General features: G+C 37.2%; 14 protein-coding genes. 11 read left to right on the top strand and 3 right to left on the bottom strand.

Going from position 1 to position 21,100, the window contains the following annotated elements; all coding sequences use genetic code 11:
• From JOD18_RS11005 to JOD18_RS10975, 7 genes are all read left to right on the top strand, one after another.
• Positions 1 to 783, top strand: a 783-nt coding sequence (locus tag JOD18_RS11005; RefSeq protein WP_275582991.1) for a TIM-barrel domain-containing protein, incomplete at its 5' end; no start/stop codon positions are given.
• A 327-nt stretch (positions 784 to 1,110) separates the two neighbouring features.
• The gene (locus JOD18_RS11000) at positions 1,111 to 2,412 is read left to right on the top strand and encodes an extracellular solute-binding protein (RefSeq protein ID WP_204669075.1); all 1,302 of its coding nucleotides are present in this window, start codon (positions 1,111 to 1,113) and stop codon (positions 2,410 to 2,412) included.
• 242 nt (positions 2,413 to 2,654) lie between these two features.
• A complete protein-coding gene (locus JOD18_RS10995) occupies positions 2,655 to 4,466 on the top strand; it encodes a sensor histidine kinase (RefSeq protein ID WP_204669074.1) in 1,812 nt (603 codons plus the stop codon).
• Positions 4,438 to 5,958: a response regulator transcription factor gene (locus tag JOD18_RS10990; protein ID WP_204669073.1), complete on the top strand. Its 1,521-nt coding sequence runs from the start codon at positions 4,438 to 4,440 to the stop codon at positions 5,956 to 5,958. The genes JOD18_RS10995 and JOD18_RS10990 overlap by 29 nt, the downstream gene beginning before the upstream one ends.
• A gap of 84 nt (positions 5,959 to 6,042) precedes the next feature.
• On the top strand, positions 6,043 to 6,915 hold the full coding sequence (locus tag JOD18_RS10985) for a carbohydrate ABC transporter permease (RefSeq protein ID WP_204669072.1): 873 nt from the start codon (positions 6,043 to 6,045) through the stop codon (positions 6,913 to 6,915).
• A gap of 5 nt (positions 6,916 to 6,920) precedes the next feature.
• On the top strand, positions 6,921 to 7,787 hold the full coding sequence (locus JOD18_RS10980; RefSeq protein ID WP_239588068.1) for a carbohydrate ABC transporter permease: 867 nt from the start codon (positions 6,921 to 6,923) through the stop codon (positions 7,785 to 7,787).
• A gap of 27 nt (positions 7,788 to 7,814) precedes the next feature.
• Positions 7,815 to 10,895, top strand: a complete 3,081-nt coding sequence (locus JOD18_RS10975; RefSeq protein ID WP_239588067.1) for a beta-galactosidase — start codon at positions 7,815 to 7,817, stop codon at positions 10,893 to 10,895.
• Positions 10,896 to 11,003: 108 nt separating this feature from the next.
• On the opposite strand, the gene arfA is transcribed toward JOD18_RS10975, so the two are convergent.
• Positions 11,004 to 12,506, bottom strand: a complete 1,503-nt coding sequence (arfA, locus tag JOD18_RS10970) for an arabinosylfuranosidase ArfA (protein ID WP_338029530.1) — start codon at positions 12,504 to 12,506, stop codon at positions 11,004 to 11,006.
• Between the two features lie 8 nt (positions 12,507 to 12,514).
• Positions 12,515 to 13,465, bottom strand: coding sequence for a glycoside hydrolase family 43 protein (locus tag JOD18_RS10965; protein WP_204669069.1), 951 nt, complete (start codon positions 13,463 to 13,465; stop codon positions 12,515 to 12,517).
• 260 nt (positions 13,466 to 13,725) lie between these two features.
• On the opposite strand from JOD18_RS10965, the gene JOD18_RS10960 reads away from it, so the two are divergent.
• Entirely contained in the window at positions 13,726 to 14,499 is a 774-nt protein-coding gene (locus JOD18_RS10960) for a helix-turn-helix transcriptional regulator (protein WP_204669068.1), read from the top strand.
• Positions 14,500 to 14,555: 56 nt separating this feature from the next.
• Here the strand turns inward: JOD18_RS10960 and JOD18_RS10955 are convergent, their stop codons facing one another.
• Positions 14,556 to 15,416 carry a helix-turn-helix domain-containing protein gene (locus JOD18_RS10955; protein ID WP_204669067.1) on the bottom strand — a complete coding sequence of 287 codons (861 nt, stop codon included), beginning with the start codon at positions 15,414 to 15,416 and terminating at the stop codon, positions 14,556 to 14,558.
• 360 nt (positions 15,417 to 15,776) lie between these two features.
• On the opposite strand from JOD18_RS10955, the gene JOD18_RS10950 reads away from it, so the two are divergent.
• The 3 genes from JOD18_RS10950 to JOD18_RS10940 all read left to right on the top strand — a co-directional run bounded on the left by JOD18_RS10950 (position 15,777) and on the right by JOD18_RS10940 (position 20,874).
• Positions 15,777 to 16,709 carry an aldo/keto reductase gene (locus tag JOD18_RS10950; protein WP_204669066.1) on the top strand — a complete coding sequence of 311 codons (933 nt, stop codon included), beginning with the start codon at positions 15,777 to 15,779 and terminating at the stop codon, positions 16,707 to 16,709.
• 79 nt (positions 16,710 to 16,788) lie between these two features.
• Complete coding sequence (locus tag JOD18_RS10945) at positions 16,789 to 18,270, top strand: alpha-L-fucosidase (protein ID WP_239588066.1); 1,482 nt, start codon at positions 16,789 to 16,791, stop codon at positions 18,268 to 18,270.
• Between the two features lie 300 nt (positions 18,271 to 18,570).
• Complete coding sequence (locus JOD18_RS10940) at positions 18,571 to 20,874, top strand: helix-turn-helix domain-containing protein (RefSeq protein WP_204669065.1); 2,304 nt, start codon at positions 18,571 to 18,573, stop codon at positions 20,872 to 20,874.
• The last annotated feature ends 226 nt before the right edge of the window (positions 20,875 to 21,100 follow it).

Raw genomic sequence — 21,100 nt, 5'->3', positions numbered from 1 at the left:
TTATCGTTAACTACTTCTGGTTTTGGCTATTGGAGCCATGATATCGGCGGTTTTGAAAATACGGCCACCCCGGATGTATTTAAGCGCTGGACGGCCTTTGGATTGTTGTCCAGTCACAGCCGTTTCCACGGCAGTTCCTCCTACCGGGTGCCGTGGCAGTTCGATGAAGAAGCAGTCGAGGTAGCGCGTCATTTTACCGAATGGAAAAACCAGCTGATGCCCTATTTGTATGGCCAGGCAGTGGAAAACAGTCAGACTGGTGTGCCGGTGATGCGGTCGATGTGGTTGGAATTTCCAGAGGATCCGATTTGTCAGCTGTTGGATCGGCAGTATATGCTGGGGGACGCCTTATTGGTCGCTCCGATCTTCCGAGAAGACGGGCAGGGATCCTTTTATCTCCCAGCGGGCAGATGGACACATTTATTCAGCGGAGAAGAGCTGACCGGCGGCAGATGGGTGCAGGCCTCTTACGATTATTTCAGCCTGCCGCTCTATGTCAAAGAGCAGACGATTTTACCGTTAGGAGCTGAAACTAGACAACCAGTTTATGACTATATGGAACAAATCACATTTAAGGTGTATACTTTAGCGGAAGGACAGCAAAGTTCGCGAGTATTGTATGATCAAACAGGGAAAGAAACAGGAAAGATTACGGTGACCCACAACCGTGACCATTATCAAGTAGAAACAAACGGTGTAAAAGGGACATACAAGGTGGAAATTGTCGGTAATCAGACCGTAACTATTGAAGAAGGAAAGAACTTTGTTAGAGTGGAAGGTTAAGTAGATATCCTGCACATGCATTCATTTGCGATGCAGGGTATTTTTATTGCAGAACATGTCAACACAGATAATTTGCTAATGCTGCAGCATGTATTGCACGGGGATAGTAACCACATTCCAAGACATTGTGATTTTAGTTGACCATCCCTTTTGTTATTTTTTAAACACACATTGATACGAATCTTGATGGAATGAATATATCATCTCGCCCAATATAATTAATTTTTTGGATATTATTTTAATTTTGTCGTATTTTTAAGATGTTATGCTTATGAGATAATCCGTATTGAAAGCGATAACATTAATTAAAGGGGTGTTGATGGTAAAATGAAAAAATGGAATCATTTTGTATTATTTGGCATGATCGGATTATTAGCAGTACTTGCTGCTTGTTCTAATGGCGGCAGTGAAGAAAGTGGATCATCTGATCAAGGTGATGATGTTGTCACACTAGAATTTTGGAGAGCAGAAGATATTGGTCGAGCAGATTTTCAAGTGTTTATGGATGTTGTAGATAAATTTAATGAGGAGCATCCAGAGATCGATCTTCAGGTGAATACAACGCCACATGCTGATTACCGTACAAGACTAAATACACAAGCCGCTGGTGGACAGCTGCCTGACATTTTTCAAGTATGGCCAGGGGCTGAATTAGAGCCATTAGTAGAGGGAGGCGTTGTGCAGCCGATCGATGATATAACCAACTATTGGACAGAAGAAACTGGTCTACTGGATGAAGAGGATTTTCAAGATTTCTCTGTTGATGATCATGTATATGCTGTACCAGCTAATACCAATCCAACCCATATGATTTTTTATGACAAAGATATGCTAGCTGATGCAGGCTATGATGAATTCCCACAGACTTATGATGAGTTTTTGAATTTAGTGAATGATTTAAATGCAGATGACATCACACCGATTGCATTAGGAAATGCGGATGGCTGGGTATTGCAATCAGTATATATTTCCACGATTGCAGATCGTTTTACAGGAAACGATTTTTTGGAAGGAGTAGCCAATGGGGAAAGAGCTTTTACAGATGATGATTTTGTCCAATCATTGGAAATAATAGAAGAGTTGATTACTAACAATGCATTCAATGAGGACTTAAATACGATTGACAGTACTCAGATGATTGATTATTTTCTTCAGGGAAGGACAGCGATGGTGTTTGATGGGAACTGGGGAATTGCTTCGATTCTGGAAAATATGCCAGAAGATAAGAATATTGGAGTAGCTTCCATTCCTTTAAATGATTCTAATACCATTTCTACTGTAGCAGGTACAGGTCATGCGATTAATAGTGAATTAGAGGGAGAGGAACTAGAGGCGGCACATACCTTCCTACAATATGTCTATAATGAAGAATTATGGCAAAACTTAATGGAAGCTGGTCGTCCGATCATTGCCAATCTTGAACTCCCAGAGGGGGCGGATATAAATCCAATCACAGAAGAAATGTTGCAAGTAATTGCTGACTCTGATCCAGCGCCAGTATATGATGCAGCATTATCACCGGCTGTTAATGATCAGTTGGAGAATGAGCTGCAATCTATTACAGTTGGAGGCTCTACACCAGAAGAAGCAGCCGCTAATATACAGCGGGTAGCAGAGAGTGAACAATAAATAGTATGCATAGAAAAAGTAGAGTGTCTTGTTCAAGATGCTCTATTTTATTATTCCGAATGAATGAAGATAGGGGCTTGTATGCTACACTTTATTTATCCCGCTGTAACTGTCCGTTATTTTGCATCTTAAAACGGAAAGGGCTTATAGACGCTAACGCTCTGATAAGTGTCGCTAATCATTAATTTGCAATGGGGACGTCTCGATTTATTATTATGTTTTAGATTAGGAGTAGAACTACTATGCAACTCATTCGGAATAGTTTGAAATGGAAGTCTATTATCATTTTCTTATTATTGGTTACCATTCCAAGTAGTTTGATTGGTTCTATCGTTATTTACCAGTCTAATAATATTGTCAAACAACAGGTAATGAACACGACTCAGTGGAACCTAAACAATATGGAAGCGAAGTTAACAGATGTAATTGAAGAAGTCGAAGAAATTTCAAGGTATATTATATATAGTAATGAATTTCGGGATTTTATGACACATCCAGCTATCACCAGTAGTGACTATACAGTGTTAAATCGCTTACGCAGTAATTTGAATGGTTTTTTCGTTTTTCATCAATCAGAGAAGGATTACTTTCACTCTGTTCAAATTAAGGGACAGAATGATCAAGTACTCTCGGCAGGGGAAATTGTTGATGCAGATGAATCGGCGTGGGAGGTACATGCTTCTGAGTTAAAAGGTAATATACTTTGGAGTGAACCCTATTCCCTGTACAACATTCGAAAAAATGAAGAGGAAACAGTGATTACTTTGTATCGTACGATAAATCATCTATATGATATAACAGATCCTATTGGACTGGTTAAATTCCGATTAGACCAAGAGACATTATTTCAACACGTATCAACGGGCTTCGTCAATCAACAGCACCAAGCCTTTTTTATTCATGAGAAAAAAGGTGATGTGATTGGTTCAAGGAATGGTGAATTATTTGAATATGAAGAATTGATGGATAATATAAAGAATGACGGAGAAAGCTTCCAATTCACCTCACATGAAGAAAATTATTACGCAGTATCTCGATATATAGATACACTCGATTTATATATTGTATCTGTGGTCAGTGAGGCATATATCTTGTCTGAAATGGGCGGGATACGCACCAGTTTTGGGTATATGATAGTGATTGCAATCTTGATGGGGTTGTTAACTTTTGCAGGGTTTATTTTCTTTGTGGTAAGACCTTTGTTAGAGCTTACAAGAGAAACGAAGCGGGTAGAGCGAGGAGATTTTAAAGCTAGGGTGCCTGTACGTTCGAATGATGAAGTCGGACAACTTGGTTTTCGCTTTAATGCGATGGTAGAAAGAATCCAGCTACTAATCGATACCAAGTATAAATTAGAGCTGCAAAACAAGCATTCAGAATTAAAAGCATTACAAAGTCAAATTAATCCACATTTTCTCTATAATACGCTTGATATGATACGATGGACAGCGCGAATCGAAAAAGCTCCGGAAACAAGTAAAAGTATTGAAGATTTGGCCAACTTGTTTCGGATTACGCTCAGCCAAGGAAAGGTTTGGATACCACTAAGCAGTGAACTGAAATATGTCCAAAGTTATATGGAGTTGCAGCGGAAACGGCTGGGAGAAAGTTTTCAATACTATCTGTTTAAAGAGGCAGGGATAGATGACGGTATTGTCATGAAATTGATCGTGGAACCGCTTGTAGAAAATAGCTTTAAGCACGGCTTTTCTTCGACACAGGTTAAGAAAGTGATAATTATACGTGCCTATCGGCAAGCAGACCGTCTACTGTTAGAAGTCCTGGATAATGGAGTAGGGCTGGATGTGAAACAGGCCCAGCGTTTAGTAAAAGGAGAAAAAATAGCTGGAAAGACAGAGAGTTTTGCATTAAAGAACGTACATGATCGAATAGTGAATGCTTTTGGGCAAGGATATGGCATTGAAATCGATGAACCTGTAAAAGGAGCACAGATTAGGATTGTGCTTCCATGGATGGACAATGAGCAAGTTTGGCAGCAGGTATGGAAAGGAGAGGAGTCTTACGATGGTGTGCAGAATAGTAATAGCAGATGATGAACCATTAATTACTCAAGGGCTTGCTAACACACTTCCTTGGGAGGAACTGGAGGTAGAAGTTGTAGGAACAGCACAGAACGGTCTAGAAGCCTTTGAGATGCTGAGCCGTACTGCAGTAGATATTTTGATTACAGATGTTTATATGCCAGAAATGGATGGAATTGATTTATCGAAAAAAGTAGTACAGGATTTCCCGGAGACCCAAATTATTATGATCAGTGGTTATGATGAGTTTGAATATGCACGCGAGGCAATGCGGATAGGAGTGCAGGACTATTTATTGAAACCTGTTAATATTGAAGAATTATTGAATCTTGTAAAAAAGGTGAAAAAAGATATTGTCAATCACAAGGTGGAGCAGGAAAGTAAATCTCAATCGATCATTAAGCAGTATTTATCTGAACAAATTTTTCAAGTGCCACCGAGCACTACAGAGGAGCAGTTAGCAGATTTAGTGTCTGAATATTGTATGATTGCTGTGGAAAAGAAAGACTATAGTAACTTGGTGGATGGAAAGCTGACTAAGCATCCTTTAGAACTTAATAAAGCAGAAAGGCTGATTAACCGACATGATTTTTCAGCTTTATGGCTGGAGATACATGAAAATCAATTGATCTTATTTCTTTATACCCAAAATCAATTATTAAAGCAAACAGAGCTAGAGCTATTGATGGATGAATTAGTTGAATCATATGGGCATAATATACTGACCGTTGCAGCTCCTGTATCAGAGGATGTTAAGCAGATTCATTTACTCTATCAGACGATGAACGAATGCTTGATACGCCATCGGGGTACTGGTACCACACGAATAGGCTGGTCTAAAGCAGAAGAAAACTTTTCTAGCGACAGTACAGAAGTCAATCATTCGATCATTGAGATGGTCTTGCGGCAGGAATCACAGGGGTTAGCGAGAGAAGTACATCAGCTGATGGGGGCTTTAAGAGCAAATGGATCGACTCTGGATGAAATTGTATCGGAACTAAAAGATATCGAGGACACTATGATCAATAAGGTACAAGCTAAGCTGTTTGCAGCAGCAGAATTGTTTTTTAGTCAGAAATTGGATACAAGAATATACAATAATGATAGGTTGTTAGAAGAATTGTTTCTGGAGGATTTGAAACAATTGATTGCGTGTCTGGCTACTACTAATCAGCACCACTGGATTATTCGGCAGGTGCAGGAATATATGCATAGCAATTATCAAAAGGACATTAAAGCTGCCGAAGTGGCCGCAGACCACTATATTACCCCTAATTATTTTAGTATGCTATTCCGGCAGCAAACCGGCTATAGTTATTCAGAATATCTTAATCGGATCCGGATAGATAAGGCGAAGGAATTACTAGTAGATACCTCCAACAAGGTATTTGAAATTGCAGAATATGTAGGCTATCGAGAGTATAAATATTTTGTTCAGGTGTTCAAGAATCATACGGATGTTACACCAACACAGTATCGCAAGCTCCATTCCATAAAAAAGTAGATATTATATTAATTTTATAGGATTTCAGATAAATGTAAGCCCTTTTATAATAAGGTACAGATTCTTATTAAAAGGAGTGATTACATGCATCTATTAAAAAATCCGTGGATTATTGCAGCTGGTGTTATTCCTGCATTAGCCATTTATTTGATTTTCAGTATTGTGCCTATTTTTATATCTTTCTATTATTCATTTATGTCTTGGAATGGCTTCTCTGAAATGCAGTTTGTTGGATTGGCCAATTTTCAAGAAGCCTTCCAAGATAAAGTATTCTGGGTATCTGTCCGCAATAATATATTAGTGGTGCTGGCATCTGTTTTTGGGCAAATCCCGATTGCACTAGTACTAGCATTATTGTTGAATCGAAAAATCAAAGGTGCAAAATTCTTTCGTACAATTGGTTTTATGCCTGTCGTTATTTCTACAGTCGTTATATCGATTACATGGCGAATGATCTACAATTCAGAGTATGGCTTACTTAATAATTTCTTGGAAGGTATTGGTTTAGGGTTTTTACAGCAGAATTGGCTGGGGAATCCATCATGGGCGATGGTGGCTGTCTGTCTAACGATTATCTGGCAGTTTGTCGGATTGTATTTCATTATCTTCTTATCTGCTTTGCAGACCGTTCCGGGTGAAATATTAGAAGCAGCAGATTTGGACGGAGCATCAGAGTGGCAGAAGACACGCCATATTATCCTGCCGTCGATTAGTCATATTATTTTGATTTCCATTATTTTGTGTATTAGTGGAAGTTTGAAGACTTTTGACTTGATCTATGTTATGACTTCAGGCGGTCCTGCTAACTCAACCGAGGTAATGGCTACTTATATGTATAACAAAACATTTGAAGGACTTCGTTATGGATACGGCAGTGCTATTTCCGTTCTGATCTTTGTCTTCAGCCTTGCTATTATTTTAATCACTACTAAATTGCTGCAGCGGAAAGAGGGGTAATGCATATGGATAAAGTCAATGTGGCACATGATTCAAAAGTAGCTCGTAAGCGTAAAATATTTAAAAAAAGTACGATTTATTTAGTGTTGATTGCATTTACGGTGGTAAATGCCTATCCGATTTTTTGGATGATTATGAACTCTTTCAAATCTGGCCAGGAGTTTGCCTTTGATCCATTTGGCATACCTAAAGAATGGATTTTTTCTAACTATGTGGAAGCATGGTTTACGGCCAATATCGGAACCTATTTCTTTAACAGTTTATTGGTTGGGATTGTTGCTTTAGTGATTTGTATTTTTGTGGGGGCGCTAGCTTCTTATTTTTTATCTAGGTTCCAATTTAAGGGGAGAAATCTCCTGTATGGTTTCTTTGTGGTTGGTTTATTGGTCCCTATCCATGCCACACTAGTGCCTATGTTTATTTTAATGCAGAAAATTGGTTTTCTGAATACTCATTTGGCATTAATTTTCCCGTATATTGCCTTTAATCTGTCGATTACGATCTTTTTGTTAACCAGCTTTATGCAAAGTTTCCCTAAAGAAATAGAGGAGTCGGCAATTATGGATGGCTGTGGTGTATTTCGAATCTTTTGGTCGATTATTTTGCCGATGAGCCGGCCTGCGATTGCGACAGCGGTTATTCTGAATTTTATCAATAATTGGAATGAATTTTCCTTTGCTTTGGTTTTGATCAATGATGATGCCTTAAGTACACTGCCGTTAGGGTTGGCGAATTTCGCCGGTCAGTATGCGACCAATTATACCGGCCAGATGGCAGGCCTGACAATTGTATTAATACCAACTATATTATTCTATTTGGTAATGGAAAAACAGATTGTAAATGGGATGACACAAGGTGCAGTCAAAGGATAATTCGAATAAAAGCTTGGAGGTATAATCATGACAGTTGTTTTTTATGATGAGAAATTTCTATATGAAGGGGAACGTCCTTCAGCGGACAGTCTGAAGCTAATGCAAGAACAATTCGAAGTGGTGGATGTAAAGGGGTTAGAACAGGCTTTACTGGAGGGAGAGATTGACTGCTTGGTATATTTGCATGGTCGGTTTTTCCCGAAACGGCTCTGGAATACCTTGCTAACCTACCTAGGAAAGGGAAAAGCCTTATTACATATCGGAGGCTTCCCTTTTCGAACACCTGTCATAGAAGGGGAGGACGGTGCCTGGATCACAGAACGTGACCAAACAGCCTATCACCGACAGCTGAATATTCATGAAATATTGTCAGTGGATGCAGCGGCATTTGCTAGCTTAGAAGCAAATGATAAACTGCCATTTTTTCAGGGCAAAGAAGATTTATTTACCATAGAGTCTGTCAATAATTTTATCTTGCATGCAACGAAATCAAGAGATCGGCCCGAGGAAAATGGATCCAGCGGACCAATGGATCTTCAAATTCAGCCTTTATTGAAAGGAATCTCGCGGGAGGGACGGTTTACGGCTGCTCCAGCCGTGTTACTGGATAATACAAAGGGTCAATTTGCTGGGGGCAGGTGGTTATTTATTAATCAACCTCTTACCTCGAGATTTTGGACAGCGGATGGAGTGACAGCATTAAAGGAATGGGCGGGTGTCTTAAGTCATGGAGTGACAGAATTTTGGCTCAGCCCTAATTATGCTGTCTATGAGCAAGGTGAGCGGCCATCTATTACCTTACAGTATGAAAAAATTACTCAGGCACTTGATAGGATAGATACGCAGCAAATATGGCAGTATCAGATCAAGTTAATCTACAACGAGAACGTTGTTTGGTCTACAGAAGGGGAACTGCAGGTAACAGGTGAATGGGACCGCATCCAGATTCCTGTGGATAGCGTTGTCGAAAAAGGGCAGTACCAGATTGAATGTATGTTAACGTCTGACTATGGGGAAGAGCGGACATTAGAACAAGGTTTTTGGGGAAATGATCAGGAATTTTTGCAAGAGGGTACGTATTTGGAAGTGAAGCGCGATTATTTTTGGAAGAATGGCAAGCCATTTCCGGTTGTAGGCCAAACTTATATGACCTCAGATGTAGCACGTAAATTTATTTTTATACCTAATCCAGCCGTTTGGGACCGTGATATGGCAGATATGAAAAGAGCAGGGATCAATCTAATTCGAACAGGACTTTGGACAGGCTGGCGTCATGTCATGTTTGAAGATGGTCATCCATCGGAAGAGGTACTGCGTGCTATTGATGCCTTCATTCTTACCGCCAAAAAATATCAAATAGAAGTGACCTTCAACTTCTTTGCTTTTACACCAATAGCCTATGAAGGGGTCAATCCATATTTGGATCCAAGGAGTGTCAAGGCACAAAAACGTTTTATCGCTGCTTTAGCAGCCAGGCATCGATATACGACCAATATCAACTGGGATCTGATCAATGAGCCATCTATGTTTGATCCGCAACGCTTTTTTCAAGGACCTAGAACGGCAAATGACCGTTTTGAGCATCAATCCTTTATTTCTTGGTTGAAAGAGCGTCATGAGACGATTCAATCTCTTCAGGAACGGTGGGATATGACACCAGAAGAACTGCCATCATTTGAATTGGTGGAAATGCCTGAACAAGAACAGGTGAATTTTGATATCCAGGATATGCGTCAATTGAAACGGGGACTGCCTTGGTTGGATTACACCTTGTTTACCATGGATATGCATAACCGCTGGGCGCGGCAGCTCACAGAAACACTTCGGGCAATGAATCCGAAACAGTTGGTTACTGTAGGACAGGATGAGGCTTTGACTAGTCAAAGGCCTACACCATTTTTTTATGAGCAGGCAGTGGACTATACAACTGTCCACTCCTGGTGGATGATGGATCAATTGGTTTGGGACGGTATTTTTACCAAAACACCAAATAAACCGAATCTGATTCAAGAAACAGGCATTATGTATGTGGAAACACCAGATAATAAGGCAAAACGTTCCGAATATGAGCTGCGCAACATATTAGAGCGTAAGTACAGCTATGCTTTCTCCACTGGTGGAGCTGGTGCCGTACAGTGGTTATGGAATACCAATTTCTATATGAATAATATTAATGAATCAAATATTGGTGCGTTAAGGGCAGATGGATCAGAGAAACCAGAGGCCGATGTGTCTTATGATTTTGGCAGCTTTATCGGTCAAATCAGTGATTTGTTTGAAGAAAGAGTGTTAGAAGAGGTAGTGGCTATTTTCCCTTATTCGAATGATTTTTCTAACCGAAAATTTGCCTTCGATGCCACTACAAAGCTTACCAGAGTGCTCGCCTATGAAATGAATATTCCCTTCCGAGCAATGGGAGAGTATCAATTAGAGGCGCTTCCTGTACAAGCTCCTCGGCTCATTATAGTGCCAAGTGCGCATAACTTCAGTAATCAGGCCCGCAATCAGCTTGTAGAGTATGTCATGGAGAGCGGAGCTGTATTATTGTGGACAGGTCCAATCGGGCTTAATGAATATTGGCATCATGAACAGCCATTGCGAGAAGAGTTAGGAGATTATCGTTTGGCTAATCTCCTTCGAGAGGAAGTATTGACGATAGATGAAATGGAATATCCGGTTTCATTCGGCGACAGACGTATCGGAGAACTATTTAAAGAAGAAACAGATGAAACGGACTTGGTAGAAATCAATTTGGGCAAAGGAAAGCTGATTTGGTGTCCGTTACCGATTGAGTTAAACCAACGCTCTGATGTCTTGATAGCCGTTTATCAAAAGGCTTTGCAAGCTGCTGGTACATCAGATGAGATAGAGTGGCTGCAAGGTGGGCAATATCCTGGGATATATGGGCGGAAATTAAGCTTTAAGGCTGGCAGTTTATATACATTTGTCTCCGAATATGCCATGGATACGCCTATTGAAATCAGGGATCCTGCTTCCGGAAAGGTTTATCGTTTTAAGCTGGAAAAAGAACGTTCACAATTGTTTGCAACAGATAAACAAGGAAATGTGTTGGCAAGCTATCGAGACCAGCCTATTATAGCAGAATAAAAATATACAGCCTGATACCTGTGTTCTAATAGGATCAGGCTGTTTGGACCTCATACAAATACAACAGCGCGGCAAGCGAAAGTTTGCTGCGCTGTGCTATAGAATGATTTATTTTTTGATAGTAATAACATTAAAGCTTTGACTTGGTAAGACAGCACCCAGCCGTCCTCCATCGATGGAGGCATTGCCGTTTGCCTTTGGTACGACATTATTTGGCTGTGCTTCCGTATTTTCAGCTTTTAAATCACTGTGGGTTAATACAACGTGTTTGTCAACATGGTATCCTTCGAATTGACGCAGATCAACAGCAAGCTCCATTTGATCGTTGAGGTCTTTGTTGACCGCAAAAATGGTTACCGTTTCTTGTTCTTCATTCATGATGGCGACTGAATCCAAGTAAGGAGCATCACCATGAACAGACTCATAGAAAGGAACATCTATTTCTGTCTGTAAAACAGTTCCTCGCCCTAAGTTGCTAATGAGTTCAAATGGATAATAGATCGTTTGTTTCCAAGCACCAGTATCAGATGTCATAATTGGTGCAATTACATTAACTAGCTGAGCAAGACAGGCTATTTTAATCCGGTCTGCATGACGTAACATCGTGATCATCATGCCTGCTACCAACAATGCGTCTTCAAAGTTATAGACATCTTCCAGTTGATGAGGGTGTTGTGTCCAACGTTCAATTTGTTTGTCTTGTTCATTTGAATGATACCAGACATTCCATTCATCAAACGAGAGATGGATATCTTTTTTGCCGCGCTTTTTCGCTTTTACGGCATCACAGATCGAGATAACTTGGCTGATAAATTGATCCATGGCTACGGTATTGGCTAAAAATCCAGCCGAATCATTATCACGATTGCCATAATATTGGTGAAGAGACAGGTAATCGACTTGATCATAACATTCCATTAACACAGTATCTTCCCATTCGCCAAATGTCGGCATTTGCAGGGACGAACTGCCGCAAGCAACGGTTTCAATCGTTGGATCCATCATTTTCATGGCACGTCCAGTCTCGGCAGCGAGCCGGCCATATTCATAAGCCGTTTTGTGACCTTCTTGCCATGGCCCATCCATTTCATTCCCTAAACACCATAACTTAATATCATGCGGCTGTTCCCAGCCATGTTCCCGGCGCAGATTACTATAGTAGCTGCCGCCTTTTAAATTGCAATATTCAAGCACATTTTTGGCTGCTTCGATTCCGCGGGTACCTAAATTGACCGCCATCATCGTTTCTGTCTTGCTCTTCTTTGTCCAGTCGACAAATTCATTTAAGCCGAATTGATTGGATTCAATGACTTGCCAGGCTAAATCTACAGTCTCTGGTCGTTTTTCTTTTGGTCCAACCGTGTCTTCCCAACGATATCCTGAAACAAAGTTTCCGCCCGGATAACGCACAACTGGTACATTTAATTGTTTGACCAGATCGATGACATCTTTTCTAAATCCTTGTTCATCGGCAAAAGGGCTTTCTGGCTGGTATATGCCTTCATATACGGCACGCCCTAGATGTTCGATAAAAGAACCGTAGATTCGGTCATCTACATCACCAATTTTAAAGTGTTTGTTTACATGTAAAGTTGCTTTTTTCATTTGAATCATCCTTTCTAATATTCAGAAGGTTGTTTTTGATAATTTTTTAAGCGCTCAAATTCCTCGTCTGTAATGGCAAGGATTGTGCCATGCTTGAAACCGTAAGGAAAAGAAAAACTAGTATCTGCCCGGACAAACTGACCGCTTGCTAGGGAATCGGCTAGGAATGGGACATAGCCGTGACCCGCTGCATCAGCAGTTCCATAGAAATCTAAGAACAGACCCCAGCGGCCATCTGCTAATCTGGTAGCAGTAGGGGCTTCGTACAGACCAGTTTCCAGTTCAGCCATACTGTGATCAAAGATTTCGATTTTTTCAAAGGGCCCCGTGATAGTATCTGAACGTAATAGAATAATATTGCTGGGGTTTCCCTCACTCTTGACAAACAGGTAGTACAGCCCATTCTCTTCATACATAGCGGAATCAATTACACCGCTGTCTGCTTTTTTGTATAAGATAGCTGGTTCTGAAAAACTGCGGAAATCCTTGGTTCGTGCATAATAAATGGCTTTTGGCCCAAAATTATTCTCTGCATGGGAAGAAGACCAATGCACGACATAATCCTCTTGCTGCTGATCATAGATAATGTCTGGCGCCCAAAGACAGCCAAAATCCTCATTTCCAAGCGGCACCATTTCTTGTGGTTTCCAATCGATTAAGTCGTTAGAACGCCACAATGCTAACGATTTGCTGCCATGGCGTGAGATAGTTTCCCAAGACCCTTGGTATTGATTTAACATGCCATAGGATAAACTTAAGTCCGTTGCCAAGATGACAAATTCTCCAGTCTTAGTCCGTGTGATGGTATGATCACGGACGCCTTTATCTCCATAGTAACTCCAGAGTACTGGATTCTCCTGATTAACGGATTCCCAATGGAAGCCATCACGGCTGATACCGAAATAGACTTGCTCGCCATCAGGCGTTCTTTTCTCTTTAAAGTGAACAAATAAATATGCTCCCATGCTTCCTTCCTCCTTATAGAGGTTGTTCAAAAAGTCTCATTCAAAATAGCGTGCCGAATTTCCGGGTTGACTTGCTTTTGAAAGGCTTATGTATGAAAAGCAGCCGAGGCACTTCTACTGTATCGAACTTTTTGAACAGACACTTAGTGCTGTTATGACAAGAATATAAGAAAACCCTTCCAAAAAGAATAGTCTTTTTTCCGTTATTCTTGACACTTCTTCCAGTCTTGGTATACTCAAGGAAAATAAGGGGGGATGGTATGCTGATATTGGATTATTGTGATTATAGTTGCCATAATCGTGATGATGATAGGATTTATCGTCCGAATGGCTTAGGTTTTTATCTGTTCTTACGTTTTTATCAACCGATGCGATTAGTATTAAATGATTCCGTTGTTTTCTCCGAGGAGGGGGCTTGTATCCTGTTTACCCCAGAGTACCCGCAAGATTATAGTGCAATACAGGAATTTCAAAACAGTTATGTTCACTTCCTCGTGCAGGAAGGAAGCTATTTGGATTATAAGTTGCCTAAAAATGAAATTTTTTATCCTAGAGATCTAGAAGAGATAGATCAATTATTTCAAAAGATACAGGCGGAATTCCTATCACCAGCTACTTACCAGCAGGAGATGATGAATATATTATTGCAGCAGCTGTTGATCGAAAGCTCACGGCAGTTAGAACCCGCTCATCAAACAGAGGAGGCAAATGTGTTATACGCGTCCTTTCGAGAACTTCGCTTCACCTTGCTCACGCAATGTGAAAAAGATTGGACGATTGCTCAGTTATGTCAAGCAGTCCATCTGGAGAAAAGTCAGTTCTATACATACTATGAGCGTTTCTTTAATATTTCTCCTAAAGCAGATTTGTTAAATGCACGTATGAATAAAGCCAAGCAAATGTTAGTAAACCAAGCAGCTGTGATCCAAAATGTAGCCCAAAGCTGTGGTTTTGCCAGTGCCAGTCATTTTTCACGCCAATTTAAACGAGCTGTAGGATGTGCGCCAAAGGAATTTCAGGAAAAGCAATTATAGTGAAAATATAGCTTTTCTAGAGTTAGTCATTCTCATTTTTACATACTACACTATAATTAGTGTTTAGTATTCTTACGATATTTTGCTGGCGTAATGCCTGTGAATTTTTTGAATATACGGTAAAAATGTGGTGTACTCTCAAATCCACTCAATTCAGCTATTTGAGAAACAGGATCATTTGTTTTCCATAAAAGCTCTTTTGCCCTAGCGGTTCTTTTTTTATTTAAATACAAGGTGAGACTAATTCCCGTTATGTCTTTGAAAACCCTGCTAAAATGAGCAGGACTGACGTGGGCTTTATTCGATAGGTGAGTCAAAGATAGATTGTCTGTAAGGTTATGGTCAATATATGAAAAAATTTCATTCATCCAGAAACGACTAGCAGTATTTTCATGAAGCGAATGATCTGTTTCATTACAATACAAACGAGATAAATAAAGTAAAATTAGCTGTGTATATTGTATAGTAGCATGTTTAAATCCAAGATGTTTATTTGTTAATTCGGTTTTAATTTGATTTAGATATTTTTCAAAAGTAGTTTGTTCAGATATGGAAAGTACAATTTTATAATGTTTTTGTTTACTAATAGATTCTATTAGTGATAAATAAGAAAAGTTTTCTTCAATAAATAGTGTTTGAATTAAAGTAGGACTAAAAAAAATAACGGATGAAGTAACTAAATCACCTTGGGTAGGTATAGTATGGTGAATCGTGTCGGTCGGTATGATAAAAATAGTTCCTTTATGCATATCATAAAGAGTATGATTAATAAATATTGTTCCACTACCTCTATGAACGTAAATAATTTCATGGAAATCATGAAGGTGATTTGGTAATTCATCTTGAGGAGTTTTCATACCTTTATAAACAAACGAAAAAGGAAATAATGAATCTTCATGTTGTTTAGTTACTTTCATGACAAATCGACACCTTTCATCTTTAGTAAGTAAATATATAGCGTAAGTTAATAGATCTTTGTCAATAAAAAAAATAAAACGTTTTCAAAAACGAATTAATAATTAGTTTGAAGTGTGGCTTGTAATAATTAATGAGATATATTAATTCATTAGATAGGTTATCTCATGTTCTTTATTGTATATCATAAAATAGTATAAATAAAGCAAAAAATACAATTTTTATTTCAAAATATGTATGTTAATGTATTATTTATATTTAGCTGAATCAATTATATTATGTAAGCGTTAAAAAAAGATGCTCTTATCGAATGTTTTGTCACAATTTGATAATTAATTTAAGAGATAGGAAGGAGAGTTTTAATGCAGTACAGACAATTAGCTCAAACTGGTTTAGAAGTTTCCGTACTTAGCTATGGGGCGTCTTCCTTAGGATCAGTTTTTAAAGAAATAAATGAAAAGAAAGGTATTAGATCGGTACATGCAGCAATCGATCATGGTATTAATCTGATTGATGTTTCGCCTTATTATGGTTTGACTAAGGCAGAGAAGGTATTAGGCAAGGCTTTGAAAAGTGTTCCACGTGATAAATATATTCTTTCTACGAAGGCAGGCAGATTTGGTGAACATAGTTTTAATTTTTCTAGAAAAAGTATTATGAATAGCTTAGAAGAGAGTTTTAAACGATTGGGAACAGACTATGTAGATATTTTATTTTTACATGATATAGAATTTGGTTCATATGAGCAAGTGATCGAAGAAGGCATTCCTACATTAGAGGAGTTGAAACAACAGGGAAAGATTCGTTTTATGGGAGTGTCAGGCCTGCCATTATCTATTTTTGAGAAAATACTTGATAAGAAAGATTTAGATGTGATTCTTTCTTATTGTCACTATTCCTTAAATGATACGTCGTTATTATCTATTATTCCTTTATTAGAAAAAAAGAATGTCGGTTTAGTCAACGCCTCACCATTATCAATGGGATTACTAAGCTTCTCAGAAGTTGCTGAGTGGCATCCAGCTGATCAGGAAATTAAACAAATGTGTAAAAAAGCTGCTGAATTTTGTGAAGAACAGGGTTATGATCTTGCCAAATTAGCTATTCAGTATGCAACAAGAGAGAAAAGGATTCCAACTACATTAGTGAGTACAGCTAGCGAAAAAAATATAATTAAAAATATTAAATGGACAGAAGAACCAATTAACGAAGAAATGTTAACAAAAGTTTTGGAGATTCTTAAACCAATTCATAACAAGACATGGGCAAGTGGTGAGGCAGAGTGGCAAGGATAGTGTTAAAAGGTTTTAGTACTTTTTAATTCATGAAAGCTGTAAACTGTTGAAAACGCAAACATTTGGAGGTGCTTTGTAAATGACGGAAATGATTAATAAGCAAACATATCTTATGAAAATCAATAAAGTTATTGAAAACGGTAGATTTAAAGATAATTGGGATTCTCTATCGAGTTATGAATTAGCTAAGTGGTACAAAGACTCTAAATTTGGTATTTTTATTCATTGGGGAGTTTATTCTGTTCCTGCTTTTGGTAATGAATGGTATTCAAGAAATATGTATATCCAAGGTTCAAAAGAATTTGAACACCATATAGAGACATATGGTAATCATAAAGATTTTGGTTATAAAGATTTTATTCCAATGTTCAAAGCAGAAAAATTTGATCCTAAGGAATGGGCACAATTATTCAAAGAGTCGGGAGCTAAGTATGTGATGCCAGTTGCAGAGCATCATGATGGATTTCAAATGTATAAAAGTGATCTTTCAAAGTATAATGCTTATGATATGGGACCAAAACAAGATATACTTGGAGCACTAGGTACGGAACTTGAAAAACAAAATATTGCTTTATGTGCCTCCTCTCATCGAATAGAACATTGGTTTTTTATGGGGCATGGCAAAGAGTTTGATAGTGATATTAAAGAACCATTGGAACCAGGAGATTTCTATTGGGCAGCTATGCCTGAACCTCATCATCATGATTTATACAGTCCAGATCCTTCTGTAGCCTTTTTAGAAGATTGGTTAATTCGCACGTGTGAAATTGTTGACCGATATAAACCTAAAATTGTTTATTTTGATTGGTGGATTCAACATAGTGCTGTAAAGCCTTATTTGAAAAAGTTTGCTGCTTACTATTATAACCGAGCGGATGAATGGGGGATGGAAGTAGCTATTAATTATAAGCATGATGCTTTTATGTTTGGTACAGCTGTAATTGATATAGAAAGAGGTCAATTTGCTGAACAAAAACCTTATTTCTGGCAAACTGATACATCAGTTGCAAAAAATTCATGGTGTTATACCGAAAATAATGACTATAAACAAGCAAATGAAATAATATGTGATCTGGTAGATATCGTAAGTAAGAATGGAACCTTGCTTTTGAATATTGGTCCAAAAGCAGATGGTACCATACCTGATGAAGATAAACATATATTATTAGAAATTGGGAAATGGCTAAAGGTAAATGGAGAGGCAATATACGGAAGTACAGTGTGGCGTAAATCTAGTGAGGGTCCAACTAAAGTGGAAGAAGGCCAATTTACAGATAGTAAGGCTAAAAAATTCACATCTGAAGATATTCGATTTACGGTTAATGGTTCTTATTTATATGCTACTGTATTAAGTTATCCTCAAAATGGTAAAGTGAATATAACATCTCTTGCTGTACAAGATGCTTCTAAATTACCTCATTTTCATGGAATTATCAAGGATGTATCAGTTTTAGGATATGAAGAAAAACCAAAATGGAAAAGAACAGAAAAAGGTATGGAAATTACCACCAATAAAATCAATAGTGATAAACCAGTTGTATTTAAAATTCATATCGATTAGTTAGAATACTACGAACTAAAGCCGAAATTATTACATTTCGGCTTTAGTTTTTCAAGAAACATTTCCTTGGAAATAGTAATTTATATTCTATAGTTTTTCTAGCTTTGTTGATAAGAATCTCGGTTTTGTTTCTTGAAGAACGGTAGCACTATAGTATGTTAGGAAGTTCTGTTATTAATCATTAAACAGCTGTATATACTTATCTTTGTGAAGTAAAGTTGGCTAAGAATATAAATTTCTTTTTTTTTAAATAAGGTATAATACAATTAAAAAATATTCCGTTCTTAAAGGAGATTAATAATGAAACGACAAAAAACTAATAAGGTTTTCAGAAGGTTTTTGGTTTCCTATCTTATAATTTTAATACTACCTTTAATAGCTGGTCTTATATCTTATCAAGTCTCATTGGATACTGCAGAAAAATATTCAATCATGAATAGTAAACAAGTTTTAAATAAGAGTAGAGAAATATTGGAACAAAAATTAGAGGAAATTGATCGGTTTGTTATACAGCTATCCTTGGACAACGACCTAAATACGATACTTAATAAGCCAGGAACGGACGAAAGAAGTATGGTTTCTATCCTTAGACAGTTAGATAGTAAAATCTCCCCTTATGCCAGTACAAACGAATTTTTAGAAGATTTTTATATTTATTCAAAAGAATCCGAATTGATTATAACTCCAGGCTCTGTATTTCATCGTCCTCATCACTTTTATGCAAGCAAACATTATGAGAATATGTCTATGTCAGATTGGGAAGAAAATATTTTGAAAGCAGAAAGGAAAATTATTCCTAGCAAACGTTATATAAAAGGAGAAACCTTGACTAATATCATCACATACGTACAGCCTTTACCTATGAATGATTTTACAGGAACGAATGGCTCCATTATAGTACCTATTGATAACAAATTATTAAATAATGTAATTAAAGGAATAAACGAACAATTTAATGGTTGGGCGTTTATTTTAGATGAGAATAAACAACTTATCACCGCAAATGGAATTGACATGGAGGAAATTAATAGCATTAGGGAAGCAGTGGTAACATCGAAAGATTCAACTTATTTGGAAAATGATATTTTGTTGATTTCTTCTCAATCTGAAAAGAATGATTGGATATATGTAGCTGGTATTCCGAAAGAGGTACTAGTTCAAGAGGCAGCTCCTATTAAGTATATCACTTGGTCGATTACCAGTATTACATTTATTATTGGTCTTATAATATGTTTAGTATTTGCATACAGAAATAGTCATCCTATTAATAACGTAATCAAAACTTTAAAAGAGTATGCTGATCCTGAAACTAAAAATGAATACGATTTCTTGCACGGTAATGTGACAAAATTAATATCTACAAATTCAACTTTACAAAAACAATTAAGAGAACAAAAGCCTTTATTAAAAGATGCCTTTATTAAACAATTGTTGTCTGGTGAAATAAATGAAAGAGATAGTAATCTTCATGACAATGCAAGTCAAGCAAATGTTGATATTGATTATGACAATGGTTATGTCGCAATTGTAAAAGTAGAAGGTTATGAAGAATTAACAAGCAGGGAAATATATGAGGAATTAAATGCTCTTCGAGTTGTCATACAGCAAGAGTCTTTAAAATTATGTGATAAGTTTCATGTGACTAATTTTTATTCTGATAAATTAATATATATTTTTTTAACGAGGGAGGATAAAGAATTATTGCAAAAAAAGATTGATGATATGTTTAAACAATTAACTCAATCATTACAAACAGAATATAGAATTTTATTAAAAATTGGACTTGGACAATCGTTTCAGTCTATATCAGATATTAGCCGATCCTATAATGAGGCAAAACAAGCAATAGACTATGCACATTTTTCTACAGACAAACAAACTTTATATTGGTATGATGATTTGATGAAAGAGACTACTGTATTTTATTATCCCCTGGAATTTGAATTCCGATTATTAAAATGTTTAAAGGATGGAGAAGCTATAGAAGCGGAAGAAATTATTAAAGAACTTCTATTAGAGAATATGGAGAATAGAAACTTATCGATGGATATGTATGAACAATTTATTTATGAGGTAAGAGGAACTTTCTATAAAATACTAGATCAATATATATTTCGTCAGCATAAGGTTACTGATTCGATACGAAAAAGGTTAAGAACCATAAAGCTAGAAGAAGGAAGAGATGAAATGGAGCAACAATTTATCGATGTTATTCATCTTTATTGTGGATTCATTAAGAAAAATCGTAAAGATACGAACAATACTGTTATTAATGAGATAAAAAGATATGTTGATCAGCACTATCAAGAGACTGAATTAACTATTTATATGATTGCCGAACATCTATCGCGCACAGAGAAGTATATTTCACAAATCTTTAAAGAAGAGACAGGGGAGTATTTATATGAATATTTAGAAAAAGTAAGAATGGAAAAAGCAATATATTTATTAACAAATACCACGAAAACGATTAATGCTATAGCAGAAGAGTCAGGCTATAGCAGTGCGCATTCTTTTAGAAGAGCTTTTAAGCGAATTTATAACATGACTCCTAATCAATTTAGAAAAACGGTAAATGATCCAAAGAATTTTAAACAGAATTAAAATAATGATATGGATTTTTATTAGGCAAAATTTGCGAAAAGAAATTTAAATATGATTTGATCCATATAAGACCGATAGCAGAATATAAAAAGTAAATAATCAGAGTGCTGTTCTTGTCTGTTTATACAACATTAATTAATAAATAGGAGGCATCAAAATAATATTTTTTGAATGAGTGAGTTAGCAAAATGGCACTCATTCTTTTTTTTGTATAGTTATTACCTTT

Source organism: Gracilibacillus alcaliphilus, from assembly GCF_016909015.1.
Lineage (GTDB): Bacteria > Bacillota > Bacilli > Bacillales > Amphibacillaceae > Gracilibacillus > Gracilibacillus alcaliphilus.
This window is presented reverse-complemented; position numbering and strand designations above follow the sequence as displayed.